Source organism: Bacillus sp. AFS040349, from assembly GCF_002577655.1.
Taxonomy (GTDB): Bacteria; Bacillota; Bacilli; order Bacillales; family Bacillaceae; genus Metabacillus.
Map to the genome: position 1 here is coordinate 1 of NZ_NUMC01000126.1, position 13603 is coordinate 13603.

Annotated in this window: 17 protein-coding genes, 1 pseudogene and 1 other annotated feature; of the genes and pseudogenes, 16 read left to right on the plus strand and 2 right to left on the minus strand. The window is 32.9% G+C overall.

Annotated features, from left to right (window positions below):
* Nucleotides 1–628 precede the first annotated feature (628 nt).
* The 9 genes from COD11_RS22025 to COD11_RS22060 all read left to right on the plus strand — a co-directional run bounded on the left by COD11_RS22025 (nucleotide 629) and on the right by COD11_RS22060 (nucleotide 6034).
* The gene (locus COD11_RS22025) at nucleotides 629–1132 is read left to right on the plus strand and encodes a DinB family protein (protein WP_098799057.1); all 504 of its coding nucleotides are present in this window, start codon (nucleotides 629–631) and stop codon (nucleotides 1130–1132) included.
* Between the two features lie 446 nt (nucleotides 1133–1578).
* Nucleotides 1579–1821 (plus strand): hypothetical protein, encoded by a 243-nt coding sequence (locus COD11_RS22030; protein ID WP_098799058.1) that lies wholly within the window; start codon nucleotides 1579–1581, stop codon nucleotides 1819–1821.
* Nucleotides 1822–2118: 297 nt separating this feature from the next.
* A complete protein-coding gene (locus COD11_RS22035) occupies nucleotides 2119–2706 on the plus strand; it encodes a CBO0543 family protein (protein WP_255301674.1) in 588 nt (195 codons plus the stop codon).
* A gap of 176 nt (nucleotides 2707–2882) precedes the next feature.
* Nucleotides 2883–3008, plus strand: coding sequence for a hypothetical protein (locus COD11_RS27735; protein ID WP_255301675.1), 126 nt, complete (start codon nucleotides 2883–2885; stop codon nucleotides 3006–3008).
* 73 nt (nucleotides 3009–3081) lie between these two features.
* Nucleotides 3082–3309 (plus strand): hypothetical protein, encoded by a 228-nt coding sequence (locus COD11_RS28065; protein ID WP_369689296.1) that lies wholly within the window; start codon nucleotides 3082–3084, stop codon nucleotides 3307–3309.
* Nucleotides 3310–3458: 149 nt separating this feature from the next.
* Nucleotides 3459–3905, plus strand: a complete 447-nt coding sequence (locus COD11_RS22045; RefSeq protein WP_098799059.1) for a hypothetical protein — start codon at nucleotides 3459–3461, stop codon at nucleotides 3903–3905.
* 3 nt (nucleotides 3906–3908) lie between these two features.
* Nucleotides 3909–4133: a helix-turn-helix transcriptional regulator gene (locus COD11_RS22050; protein WP_098799060.1), complete on the plus strand. Its 225-nt coding sequence runs from the start codon at nucleotides 3909–3911 to the stop codon at nucleotides 4131–4133.
* 44 nt (nucleotides 4134–4177) lie between these two features.
* Entirely contained in the window at nucleotides 4178–4909 is a 732-nt protein-coding gene (locus COD11_RS22055; protein ID WP_098799061.1) for a DUF4386 domain-containing protein, read from the plus strand.
* Nucleotides 4910–5071: 162 nt separating this feature from the next.
* The gene (locus COD11_RS22060; protein ID WP_098799062.1) at nucleotides 5072–6034 is read left to right on the plus strand and encodes an NAD(P)-dependent alcohol dehydrogenase; all 963 of its coding nucleotides are present in this window, start codon (nucleotides 5072–5074) and stop codon (nucleotides 6032–6034) included.
* 282 nt (nucleotides 6035–6316) lie between these two features.
* On the opposite strand, the pseudogene COD11_RS22065 reads toward COD11_RS22060, so the two are convergent.
* A pseudogene (locus COD11_RS22065) lies at nucleotides 6317–6607 on the minus strand (DUF6198 family protein); the annotation flags it as partial.
* A gap of 113 nt (nucleotides 6608–6720) precedes the next feature.
* Between COD11_RS22065 and COD11_RS22070 the strand changes: the two are divergent.
* The 7 genes from COD11_RS22070 to COD11_RS22100 all read left to right on the plus strand — a co-directional run bounded on the left by COD11_RS22070 (nucleotide 6721) and on the right by COD11_RS22100 (nucleotide 12958).
* A complete protein-coding gene (locus COD11_RS22070) occupies nucleotides 6721–7173 on the plus strand; it encodes a MarR family winged helix-turn-helix transcriptional regulator (RefSeq protein WP_098799063.1) in 453 nt (150 codons plus the stop codon).
* Nucleotides 7174–7194: 21 nt separating this feature from the next.
* Nucleotides 7195–7713, plus strand: coding sequence for a spermidine/spermine N(1)-acetyltransferase (paiA, locus tag COD11_RS22075; RefSeq protein ID WP_098799064.1), 519 nt, complete (start codon nucleotides 7195–7197; stop codon nucleotides 7711–7713).
* 23 nt (nucleotides 7714–7736) lie between these two features.
* Nucleotides 7737–8357, plus strand: a complete 621-nt coding sequence (locus COD11_RS22080; protein WP_098799065.1) for an FMN-binding negative transcriptional regulator — start codon at nucleotides 7737–7739, stop codon at nucleotides 8355–8357.
* Between the two features lie 272 nt (nucleotides 8358–8629).
* Nucleotides 8630–9199 carry a sigma-70 family RNA polymerase sigma factor gene (locus COD11_RS22085; RefSeq protein WP_098799066.1) on the plus strand — a complete coding sequence of 190 codons (570 nt, stop codon included), beginning with the start codon at nucleotides 8630–8632 and terminating at the stop codon, nucleotides 9197–9199.
* Entirely contained in the window at nucleotides 9190–10206 is a 1017-nt protein-coding gene (locus COD11_RS22090; protein ID WP_098799067.1) for a DUF4179 domain-containing protein, read from the plus strand. The genes COD11_RS22085 and COD11_RS22090 overlap by 10 nt, the downstream gene beginning before the upstream one ends.
* A gap of 291 nt (nucleotides 10207–10497) precedes the next feature.
* Nucleotides 10498–11091, plus strand: a complete 594-nt coding sequence (locus COD11_RS22095; protein WP_098799068.1) for a kinase — start codon at nucleotides 10498–10500, stop codon at nucleotides 11089–11091.
* A gap of 237 nt (nucleotides 11092–11328) precedes the next feature.
* Nucleotides 11329–11575 (plus strand) — a binding site (T-box leader).
* A gap of 129 nt (nucleotides 11576–11704) precedes the next feature.
* Nucleotides 11705–12958: an MFS transporter gene (locus COD11_RS22100; protein ID WP_098799070.1), complete on the plus strand. Its 1254-nt coding sequence runs from the start codon at nucleotides 11705–11707 to the stop codon at nucleotides 12956–12958.
* Between the two features lie 70 nt (nucleotides 12959–13028).
* Here the strand turns inward: COD11_RS22100 and COD11_RS22105 are convergent, their stop codons facing one another.
* Nucleotides 13029–13451, minus strand: coding sequence for an HXXEE domain-containing protein (locus tag COD11_RS22105; protein ID WP_369689295.1), 423 nt, complete (start codon nucleotides 13449–13451; stop codon nucleotides 13029–13031).
* Nucleotides 13452–13603: the final 152 nt, after the last annotated feature.

Consider the following 13603-nt stretch of genomic DNA (forward strand, 5'->3'; position numbering starts at 1 on the left):
ATATTACGAACAAAGCGCAATTCTGCAGTAATGAATTGCGCTCTTGTTTTATTTAAGGGCCATATTGTTGAGGAATTTAATGTGTAAATATTAATAATTGTTTCAGATTACAAAAGGATTAAATTTGTTAGAAAAATATGGTGATATTTAGTTAAAATGTTTTGGAAGGAGTGAAATTCACTTTGTCTAAACAGGTAATAGGAAAAACACTTGCAATTTTTGGCTGCATTAGCAATGATTATTAATATTTCTTTTTTCAAACAATCAGAAGGGTACGATATAGTTCGATGGATTTCATATGCTACATTTGGAATAGGGGTACTTTTAATTCCTATATACTCAAAATCAAAAAGGGATAATTAATAATTTATATGCACAAATAAATAGAAAACGAGTCACTGTTTTATAGCTAACTACTCCAGATAAAAAAGATTGATACCATATTCATCATACGCTTATGCGATTGTCGCCTAACGTATGATGAATTTTTTGCTAAAGTAGAAGGGATTTTTGAAGGTGTATTAATAACCTTTAGGGTAGCACAATAAAAAACAAATTAAGTGTAATGATAATGTAAATTGGTGTATATTAAAAAGGGAAATTTTCCTAATAGGGGTGGGAGGATGCTATGGAAAAGTTAGAATATGAATGGGTAAAACAAACACGTCAAATTTTAGTAGATCAGTGTAGAGAATTGAATGAAGATGATTTTACTAAAGAGTTTGAATTTGGTTTTCATAGCATTAGAGATTCCCTAGTTCATGTGGCAGGTTGCTATCATGCATGGTTAGGTTCTTTTGTGCTATCAGAATCATCATCTCCATTATTAACGAAGGAAGTAATTAATAATATGAAGGTAGATGATATTCAACGGTATTTTAAACAAGCTGATGAATATGTAGAGAGTGTACTTGAACAATTCAAAAACAAATTTGATGAATTTATCGAAAAAGAGCCTTCTTGGAGAGCAGGTAGTGGGTATATAAGAAAGACGCCACATCAATTACTAATCCATTCAATTACTCATGAATCACATCATAAAGGGCAAATTGTAACTATGCTACGTTTACTTGGCCATATACCTAAAAATACAGACATATTGGGGTTGCCTGAAAAAGAATTCGCAAAATAATAATAAGGAATTCTTCCGAAATCAGAAGCACTTATCTTGAATATAAGGTAAGTGTTTTTTCGTGTTGGGCGGGGTTCTTAAATAAAAAACGTCTTTTTTGTAAGGACCAGTTCATTTAAAAAGAAAAATCTAAAATGTTGAGTAATTAATTTATAATTGTAATAAAGATACTTATTTTTACAATGGGGGAAATGTAATGCTAGAGAATGAACAAACACATTGGAAAACAATGATGGATATACTATAAGTACTGATAAACGTTTTTGGATACAGAAATGATACATAAATTCGGAGATACCTAGTAATCAATATTTGTATTGGATAGAAGCTGGAGAGAGTTTTGAAGATGCGCTTCCTTTAAAAATATAAAATTTACTAAAATTAATGAAAGTTAAGGGTGATACTTATGATATAATTATCTATATACGAATTAACGAGGTGATTATATGGATAATGAACAATTGTTAAAAATCATCTTAGAACGGTTTGATAAAGTTGATCTGCAATTTAAAGAGGTCTTACATAGACTTGATACTATTGAGAGAAGTCAACAGGAAGATGTTCAAGGAACTTTAAACCTAATATCTAAGAAGGTTGACGGTATGATTTACGATATTGAGTATTTAAGCGAGAAGACAGGTAAACATGACACAAAGATAAATAGCCTAGAAAAAAGAATTCAGTCTTAACATAGGTTGGATTTTTTACTTTATATTCTTAATTTGTGCTATGCACTTAAAGTAACAATGGCTTTAGTATAATCGTAATCTTCCACAAACAAAGCGCTTTAATTTAATAAGGTGGAAAGAAAAGTCAACAAACTAAGTTGGCTTTTTTATTACGCAATCGGGAATTATATGTGTAATAGTGTGTATTTTCTATCTTGGTTCAATTGAAAATGACATATAGTGATTACCATTGGATGATTTTTTTATATTGTAATTGGTTTTAGCCAATACTAACGTAAAAGAGTTTGGTGGTGGGGAATGTTGATCACTAAGGAACAAGGAAAGCGATTAAATGACATATTGGATTTACAAGAGAAGGTTGTTTCCATGTGGTTGGATTATTGGAAGGACTTCTCTCACTTTGGTACAGGTCCGTTCTGGGTCATTGTTTTGATGTTAGTTGTTCCTCTTGTTATTCTTTATTTTAAAATCGATAGAACAAAGGTTTTTCAACTTGGTTTTTATGGTTTTAATATACACACTTGGTTTACTTATTCAGATGCGATCGCAATGAGAACAGGGTATGTATATTATCCGTTTCAGGTGATACCAGTTATGCCAGTTAACTTTGCTTTAGATGCTTCACTTGTCCCTGTCACATTCATGTTAGTATATCAATGGTGTATTAATAACAATAAGAATATATTCCTCTACGGCGTATTAACGAGTGCCTTTTTCTCATTTTTATTAAAACCTGTAATGGTTGCTTGGGATTTAATCAAACTAGGAAATGGTATGAATTACTTTTATCTCTTTCTTAATTATCTAGGCATCTTAATAATGGCAATTGTAATAACTAAGATCTTTATCTACTTAAAACACCATCCAAGGATATATAAAAAATAAATAAGTTTAATGTACCTTATATTCTAAAACTAAGTTTAAGGTATAAATATTACTTCATTGTTAAACTACCATGTAAGAACTTAGTTATCTTACACCTTCTGTGGTGAAGCTCTGCTTCATGGATGGCTAACGGACAGTTTGGTGGAATAAGTAGAGGTATATTAGGGGGGAGAATAGTGGAATTCGAATTTTTGGATTTTAATATTATTAAAGGAGAGGAAATTGAATTACATCTTGTAAGACATCACCAGGAAACAAGGAAAAGAACTAGGTTCCAGCTTATCATTTCAACATTTCTTTAAGTGGTTCGCTCAAACCTATTGGTAAGATAGATATAAGATTGGATACAATGAAAACTTATATAATGGTGGTCATATTGGTTATTCAGTAGATGAGGAAAATAGAGGTAATCACTATGCTGCAAAATCTGTATTGCTTTTGAGGAAAGTGGTACAAACTCATAAAATGGAAAAACTGTTTATTGCCTGTAATCCAGATAACATCGCTTCAAGAAAAACTTGTGAATATATCGGAGCTAATCTTTTAGAAATCGTTGATGTCCCAGAAGACAATGCTATGCATCAACAAGGAGTGTTCTTTTAACTCATTGCTATGGCAGGAACATTACTCAATAGGTAATGTTCCTGCCTATTTTTTTGTAACTTATACTTGACTTTGTGTATAGTTTATTTTACATTATGTATAACATATTTTACATTTTGTAAAATTTATCAAACAAGGAGGTTTGAATCATGACATACCAAGAAAAGAAAAGCATTGTATCAGTAATTAGTGCAATACTCATTTTCGTTTCTTATTGCTTTTACATGTATCCACGGTTTCCAGGAGGGGGACTGGAGTCAATTGAAGCTTTTCGTTATTGGGGTTCCTTTGTCCTCTTCCTGACATTGTTTTCAATCGTTGCACATATCATAATCAGCATTATTTTCAACATTATATTTAGAATTACGACCAACGAAAAAGAACCCACATTTGCAGATGAATTAGATAAGTTAATTGAATTGAAAGCGCACCGGAACTCATTTTTCGTGTTTATCATTGGCTTTCTTATTGCAATGGGATCACTGGTCATTTTTCAGCCCTCACATATGATGTTCATTATTCTGATTACTTCAGGGTTCATTTCAGATGTGATGGGCTCCGTTACAAAACTTTATCACTATCGGAGAGGAGTATAAAAAATGGGTAAAAATCTTGTCGGCAATCACATCCGAAAATTACGTTTCAACCATGATGAAATGACTCAGCAACAGTTGGCTGACAAGGTGGGCGTAACAAGACAAACCATCGTGGCTCTCGAAAAGGGGAATTACTCCCCATCTCTAGAACTAGCTTTTCGCATTGCACACACCTTTAACTTACCGTTAGAAGAGATATTTTATTATGGGGAAGACACAAAGCAATAAAGAACCATATTGTTTTCGAATTTATAATGTGAGGGGATAAATAGATGAATTCAAACAAAAAAGCTGCAAAAATTGTAGGTGTATTGTTTATACTAGCTGCTGTTTCGGCTGTGCTAGGTCTAAATTTATACGCCCCTATCTTAAATGATTCAGATTACCTAACAAAAGGTTTTGAACACTCAAACCAGATAATATTAGGGGCGCTTATGGAGTTAATTCTTGTAGTTTCGGCTATAGGAACAGCTACTACCTTGTTTCCATTGTTAAGAAAGTATAATGAAACAATTGCACTATGGCACGTTTGTTTTAGATTTCTTGAAGCGATTATTATTACGATTGGTTTAATCAGTGTATTGTCCCTTTTAACCTTAAGCCAAGAATTTGTAGCAACAGAATCCCTAGATTCCAGATCTTATCATTCTTCAGGAATCATCCTAAAAGCAATACATGACTGGACATTTATGCTTGGTCCACTTTTTATGCTAGGTATAAACACGATGATGTATAGTTATATATTTTATAAAACAAAACTTGTACCGAGATTCATATCAATTCTTGGAATGACAGGGGCAACTTGTGTTTTTGTTTGTTCTTTGTTCGTCATGTTCGGCGTATTTCCTCAAATATCTTTTTGGGGTGCTATTTTAGCTGTGCCAGTAGCAGCTAATGAAATGATTTTAGCAGTTTGGCTCCTCATTAAGGGATTTGATGAAACAGCGGTTGCTTCTATCTCTGAAAAGAGGAAATTTACTAAACATGAGTTTACTTCAATGTAAGGCAATTACTATATAAAAAATTAAACCACTAATCAAAACCATAACAGACGTTACCCTCATCTTGAAATAATCCAACAAGATAGATTTCCACATTCCTTTAGTATTAGTTTACCTCTAAAAATTCTATAAGTAAGAAGATGAAAAGAAGGAGAGAGTGGCCATATGAAAGCAATCGTATGCACCAAATATGGAACACCAGATGTTTTTAAACTTCAAGAGATCGATACGCCAATCCCGAAAAATCATGAAGTCCGGATCAAAATTCACGCGGCTTCAGTTGGACCAGCAGATTGTACCTTTCGAAAAGGTTCCCCCATTGTTAAGCTTGTTTACGGTCTAAAAAGGCCAAAAAATTCAATACTTGGTGCTGAGCTTTCTGGCGAAATTGAAGCTATTGGAAAAGGGGTATTGAAATATAAAGTAGGCGACCAAGTTTTTGGGTTAAGTGCAAGGACGCTTGGTGCTCAAGCCGAATACAAATGTCTGCACGAAGATACTCCTCTGGCGATCAAATCGTCTAATATGACCTATGAAGAAGCTGTTGCCATCTGTGATGGTGCACCTACCGCACTGACGTTCCTTCGTGATAAAGCAAAGTTACAGCACGGACAACATGTTTTGATTAATGGTGCATCTGGAGCAGTAGGGATATATGCGGTACAAATAGCTAAATACTTGGGTGCAGAAGTTACTGGAGTATGCAGTACAACAAATATAGAGATGGTAAAGTCGCATGGAGCAGATAAGGTAGTTGACTACACCAAGGAGGATTTTACGAAGAACGGTCAAACATATGATGTTATTTTTGATGTAGTGGGTAAACGTTCCTTTTCACAATGTAAAGGCTCTCTCTCGAAAAGAGGAACATACCTTTCCACTGTACTTTCATTATCCATTCTATTTGACATGTTAAAGACAACGATGTTTGGGAAAAAGAAAGCAATTTTTGTAACCGCGGGACTTATGCAGAACCAAGCAAATCTGAATTATCTTAAAGACCTTTATGAGGTAGGAAAGATTAAAGCAGTCATCGATCGACGATATTCATTGGAAGAAGTTGCCGAGGCTCACCGATATGTAGAAAAGGGACACAAAAAGGGAAATGTCATCATAACTTTGACGTAACTCTGAGTTTTTTACCTTGTGCAGTAGGAAATGGAGGGATTCTTCCTTTCTCTTATTCGACTTAAGGGTAAGCATTCCTGTAATAAATGAAGTGGTAATTTTGTCTGTTTGTGAAACATTGTACTTAAACTAACGGGGGCTTTAGTTGAAGAAGCCCCTGTGTTTATGTGGAACTCTTTATGAACAGTACAACCATATTGTTCATAACAAGGTGATATTCAACAAACAAAGCGCGCATGTGTAATAACATTTGCGTCTTTTTATGTGAAATTTTTGTGATTATTCAGGTGTTATCAAATCTCCCAATAATATTAGCCAAATATCAATAGCAATACCTGTTATTAATGCTGTTAGCAATCCCAAAACCTCGACTCTTTCTCTTTTTAAAAATGAATTACAACCTATCAATATTAAAGCTATTATTATTTCCCAACTTCCAACTGTAAGCCCTACATTTATAGACAGTCCTACTAAAAGCGCATCAAAGGGTGAAGTCCCAAGGTCTGAATGTATAGTTAATGAAATACCAAGGGTTAAAATTAAAATTCCTAGTACATAAAAAACGTATTTCACTTTACTACACCTACCTTTCTGTTTTTTTATTGCAAATGCAATAAATTTAAGATACATTTAATATATGGTGATTTTATTGTATTTACAACAAAATTTATATAAAGGAGTTAATTATGAAGGAAATTCTTCGAGAAATTGGAATGATAGCAAGGGCTTTAGATTCCATAAGCAATATTGAATTTAAAGAATTTGACCTTACAAAAGGGCAGTATTTGTACCTAATCCGAATATACGAAAATCCGGGAATTATACAAGAAAAGTTAGCTGAGTTGATAAAAGTAGATCGAACGACAGCAGCTCGAGCTATAAAAAAGCTTGAAATAAATGGTTTTATTGAAAAGAAAGATGATGAACATAACCAAAAAATTAAAAGGCTTTTTCCAACAGAGAAAGGAAAAAATGTTTATCCATTCATAAAAAGAGAAAATGAACATTCCAATAATGTTGCATTAGAGGGATTTTCTGAAATTGAAGTGGAGACCATACTTAATCTTTTACAAAGAGTAAGGAGAAATGTAGAAGTCGATTGGGAGTACGTTAAGAAAGGAAACAAGAGAAATTATTAATATATAAGGAGCGTTACATAAATGACTATAAATATTAAAATATGCACGCTTGAAAATCTAAGAACACTTCAAGAAGTTAGTTATGAAACATTTAATGATACATTTAGGCATCAGAATACACCTCAAAATATGAATACTTATTTGGAAAAGGCATTTAACTTAAAACAACTAGAAAAAGAGTTATCCAATATTTCTTCGCAGTTCTTCTTTATTTATTTTAATAATGATGTCGCTGGATATTTAAAAATCAACACAAATGATGCTCAATCCGAAGAAATGGGGGAACATTCACTAGAAATAGAAAGAATTTATATAAAGAACAAATTTCAGAAACATGGGCTTGGTAAACATCTGCTAAATAAAGCTCTTGAAATTGCAGTGGAGCTAAATAGACAGAAAATCTGGCTAGGTGTATGGGAAAAAAATGAAAATGCTATTGCTTTTTATAAGAAAATGGGATTTGTTGAAACAGGAGCCCACTCTTTTTTTATGGGTGATGAAGAGCAAACGGACATGATAATGACAAAAATACTCAAATAACTTTTCTTGAAAGGTGATTATGAATGTATATTCCAAAATATTTTAAGATCACAGATGAAAAGATAGCTCTCAACATTATAAAAGAACATAGTTTTGCGACTCTTTTTTCGCAACACAATGGAATTCCATTTGCAACTCATTTACCGTTAATTTTGAACAAGGAGAATTCATACTTATATGGACATTTTGCTCGTCCAAATCCTCAGTGGAAAGATATTGAAAATCAAACTGTTCTAGCTATCTTCCATGGTCCTCATTGTTATATCTCCCCATCTTGGTATGAGACGAATAAGGCAGTACCAACATGGAATTACGTGACAGTTCATGTATATGGGGAAGTCGAACTTTTAGAGGATGAAAATGAGTTAATAGATTCCTTACATGACATGGTATTAAAATATGAAACTCCTGAAAGTTCATATAGATTACAGGATGTACCTGCTGAGTTTCTTGCTGGTATGAACAAAGGAGTTCAAGGTTTTAAAATAAAGATCAATAAAATAGAAGGAAAAGTTAAATTAAGTCAAAATCATTCTTTACAGAGACAAGAGTTAGTTATCAATCAACTTGAACAAAATTTCAATGCAGATGAGCAACAGATCGCCTTATTAATGAAAGCAAACATAAAAAGTAATGGTTATTAATGCTATCAAACAAACTGAGAGTTCTGTTCAATCACTATCTTCAACAATCAAAAGCGCTGTTCTTGAACAAGGATAGGTGCTCGCACTTTAGGGGCGTTTCTGCAAAATGCAGGAACGCCTTTTCAATTTTCAATTTTTCTTGCATAGTAATGGAGGGAAAATTAGTCTTATCAATAAATAAAAAAATATCAAAAAAATTTTGAGAATAAACTTATAAACAATTCGTTGTACTTTATGAAAAAGCTTTTTCAATCACAAAAGGAGCAAACTAAATGAAAAGTTCATCGACAAACTTTATCAGTAGATTAAAAAAACAAAAGGAAGATGCACTCGAGTATATCGTTGATGCATATATGCCTCTTGTTAAAACTATTGCCACAAAAATTTTACACAATATGAAGCAAACAGATGTTGATGAGTGTATCAATGATGTTTTTCTAACTGTTTGGCAAAATGCTCATCAGTTTCAAGGTGATACACAAGATTTCAAAAAATGGATTGGCATGATTACGAAGTACAGAGCAATCGACCAATACCGTCAAACTAAAAATCAAGTCGCACATGAACAAGAGGACGCACCACTAGAACAGAAAGCAAGTGCTATACAAACAGATATATTTGTCTTGAAACGAGAAGAAAAAAACGCGTTGTTATTTGCGATTAGTCAATTGAAAGAAATTGACCGGGATATTTTTATAATGAAATATTATTTGGAGCTTACAAATAGTGAAATTGCTGACAATCTAGGTTTATCGAAAGCTGCGGTCGATAATCGGTTGTATCGAGGTAAGAAAATCTTAGCCACAAATACCACGTTAAAGGAGCTATTTGTATGTGTATGAAAGAATGGATAGATATGGATATCGATCAACTTGATTTAGTAGACGTAACAGAGGTCGAAAAAGCACGCGTGAAACAACATGTACTCAAAAAACGAAAAAAAGTACCTATCTGGCGTAATATTGGTGTCGCTGCTGTTATCATTCTTGTAACAAGTACGGCAACGGGTTTTGCATTCCCGTCTCTTGCATCACAAATTCCGTTTATGGATAATGTCATTAGTTATTTTAATGGCGAAGAGCAACACTATAAAAATTTTGAGACCTTCTCTACTGATATTGGTCTTGCACAGACGAGTAATGGTATTACGGTCATGATTGATAATGCCGTATATGATGGGACGAATATTACGGTATCCTATGCAATTGAAACCGAGCATCCATTTGGTGAAAATCTAGATACACTCGCACCTCACTGGTTTGATGTAAAGGACTCAATAGCAAGTGGTGGTACGGGTACAATTACAAAGATTAACAATACACATTATGTTGGAATTGCGACACTTACACCTCACTTCAAAGATGATGTATATCCAGAAACGGTACAGGTAACTTGGGAGCCTGCAACTTTTACCAATCATGAAGGATTAGAAATAAAAGGTGATTGGTCCTTTGCCTTTTCATTAGAACGTTTAGAAGGAAATCTAGAACTTGTGAATATGACGGTTCAGGACGAAGACGTGTCATTTACACTCCAATCTGTTGAATTTACGCCAGTATCAACTGTTATTTCATATGAACAAGTGGTAACAGATGAACTACTTGAATTGTGGCCAAGTGTGACACCCGTATTCAGAGTTTCAGACGATCTTGGACATGTGTATATAAATGAAACTGGTGGTGGAGGTATGTCACCCGATAAAGGTAAAACATTTAAGGGAACAACTGAATTTGGTACCATCCAAGAAGGTGCGAGAAAGTTAATAATTCAACCCATTGAAATTGTAAGTAATAATTATGGAGAAGGTCATAAAGAAATTGAACTTGATCCTATTGTTATTGACTTATAACAGAGAGGCGCTTGCAAAAAATCATACAGTGGCGGATTTTTCATGAAATGGACATAGGGAGTCTTCTTAATTAACAGGAGTGTTTTTTGGAAAAAGCAATGACGCTCTTTCACAAATATAATATTCAGCAATCAAAAGCGCCTTTCTGGAACAAGGAAGGTGCTTATTTTATTAAGGACAAACTCTTGAAGAACAATTAAAATGAAATTGAGTTTGTTAAGAGAGTTACACTTTAACGAACGGAACAGGTTAAAGTAATTATGTATATTAAAAATAGGGTGGGATTAGGGCTTGGAAGATAAAATAACAACATTATTGAAAAACATTCCAAAAGTTGAAAAAGGTAAAAAGGTTGTACTCGGAATAGATGGATTAAGTCGCTCAGGTAAAACAACAATAGTAAGAAACATCGAACAGCATATTCAAGAAAAAGGTATTTTTTCTTGTGTTTTACATATAGACGATTACATTGTAGAGAGAGAAAGACGTTATAGCACTGGTAATGAAGAGTGGTATGAGTATTACAATTTGCAATGGGATGTAGAATGGCTAAAAGAGAATTTATTCAAAAGACTTAAAGAATCTAATGAATTAAAATTATTAACATATGACTATAATTCAGATTCACAAAATTTATATTCGGTCATGATACCAGATACTTGTCTAATTATTATCGAAGGAGTGTTTTTACAAAGAAAAGAGTGGAGAAATTACTTCGATTTTATGATTTTTCTGAATTGTGTACGAGAAGAGAGATTCAAACGTGAAAGTGTTGATACACAAAATAACATTGAGAAGTTTGAAAAAAGATACTGGAAAGCAGAAGATTATTATATGAAAACAGTTTCGCCAATAGAACAAGCCGATTTAGTTATACAGAATTAAAATATAGAATGATAGGCTTAAACTAAAACTAAAGGCTAAAGTGGATTTATGTTGTACAAAAGAAGTAATTATAGATAGAACTTTTGATACGAAATACAATAGAATTTGATATTCAACAAAGCGCGAATGTGTAATAACATTCGTGTCTTTTTATATTGGCCATATTGTGGGAGAAGAAAATTTCACCAATTTTATATTTACTTATTATGTTAACGTCATGGTAATATAGTTTTAATGAAAAATACGATGAAGAGAAGAGTAGATAAGATTCATTCTTTCAAGAGAGCTCCGTTTGGTGGAAAGGAGTAAGGATGATTTATTGAATCAAGCCTCTGAGTATCATATTGGAACCTTTTAGGGGATAGTATGACGGAAGCTCCCGTTATAGAGCTAAGGTAATAGTTTTTTTGTACCTGATAAGATTAGTATGGCGACATATTAATAAACTGGGGTGGCACCACGATTATAAAATCTCGTCCCCAAGACATTGATCTTGGGGTGGGATTTTTTTGTATTGTGCCTTTATATTTAAATATACGGAAAAAGTAAATATTAGTTTTTTTGTAGGGTGGATTTATTATTTTTGTAAGAAAGGAGAGAGGTAGGAATGGTTTTGAAGGAAAAACTTGTGTCTTGGAAATATCCCTCAATCCTATTAATTGGAATTGGGGTCTCGAATTTTGGTGAATGGATCTATTTCATATCACTTAATTTGATCGTTTTTGATTTGACTGGTTCACCCCTTGCGGTATCAGGACTTTATATCATCAAACCACTGGCTACTTTATTAACGAATTTTTGGGCTGGTAGTATTATTGACCGATTAAACAAAAGAAAACTAATGGTTTTTCTTGATATATTCCGAGCTTTATTTATAGCTTTATTACCATTTATGTTATCCATTGCACAAATTTATTTAGTAGTATTTATTATAAACATGGCGAGTTCTATGTTTGGTCCAACTTCAATGACATATATTACAAAGTTAGTTCCTCAAAAACAAAGAAAACAATTTAATTCCCTTCATAGTCTAGTTACTTCTGGAGCATTTTTAATAGGGCCAGCCATTGCAGGGTTATTGTTCTTTATTGGAACTTCAATTTTTGCAATCTATACAAATGCAATTGCGTTATTTATTTCAGGTATGATTACATTACTAATGCCTGATATAGAAAAACAAACAGCTATATCATTAAGTAATAATAAGCTATCAATAAAAATGATTAAAAGGGATTGGTATGCTGTAGTTGAATTTAGTCGCGGATCTAGTTACATTATGATGATTTATTTTTTGTTTAGTTGTGTAATGGTCATTATGGCAAGTGCTATAGATTCTCTTGAAGCAGCTTTTGCCAAAGAGGTTTTATTTTTGTCAGACAGTGAGTATGGATTTTTAGTAACCATTGCTGGGGCAGGTATTGTAGTTGGAGCATTAATTAACTCTTTAACAGCTAAAAAACTAAAAACCTCAATTTTGATTGGTTTAGGATCAGTACTAGTATCAACTGGATATATGATTTATGCTATTTCAAGTTCATTTATCATTGCAGCACTTGGGTTTTTTATCCTAGCTTTCTTCATCGCTTGTGCTAATACAGGCTTTCTAACATTTTATCAGAACAATATACCAGTTGATGTTATGGGACGTATTGGAAGTGCTTATAGCTTAATTCAAGCGATTTTAATTATAATTATAACTAGCATTATGGGAGTTGCAGCTCAGATTACTTCAATTCAGGTAGTTGTTTTCTTGGGTGTTTTAGTAATGTTGGTATTATCCATTACTTTGTGTACCTTTAGCTTATTACCTTCAAAAAAACAATTTTATGAAGCTGATGCTGAATCTAACAGAAGTATTAGTCTTTAAGCAGAAAATACAATAACCATTGTAATGATCATCCACAATAAAAGCGCTGTTCTTGAAAAAAGGTGACAAACTATACTAATCTGTAAAATAAATAAATTGTATACGGTGTAACAAGTCCGATTGCCGTGTAGAGACCTGGGGTATAAGTTTTCAAAATAAGGGTCTGTATGAGATGAACAAGGTTATGTAATATTACAAAACACAAAAAAATCATAAATAAGATTGCTGTCCATCCACTTTCAATGAATTGTACCTTAATGAATACGATAGTTGAGGCAACTAAAAATATTACCACATCTCTCTTAGCAAAAGAATGTGAATTAATATTCCAGAAGCTCCAAATTAACTTCTTTAGGCGATTATTATTACTTTCAATTAGACTCGAAGTTTTCCTAGACCAACTTTCAACACTGATTATTTCTTCAAAATCATGTAACATAAATATGACTAAAAAAAGCCAAATTGCATTATGAACTTCTAATGAGAACATCATGTTTAACCTCCAAAATAAGTATATATTTTTATAATAACACTAGTTGGAATATTTTAGGTTGTTTAGTGTTCACTTAACTAATAAAGTAAAAAAACAATCTTCAACAATAAAAGCGCGAATCTATAATTACATTTGCGCTTTGTTCGTAATAT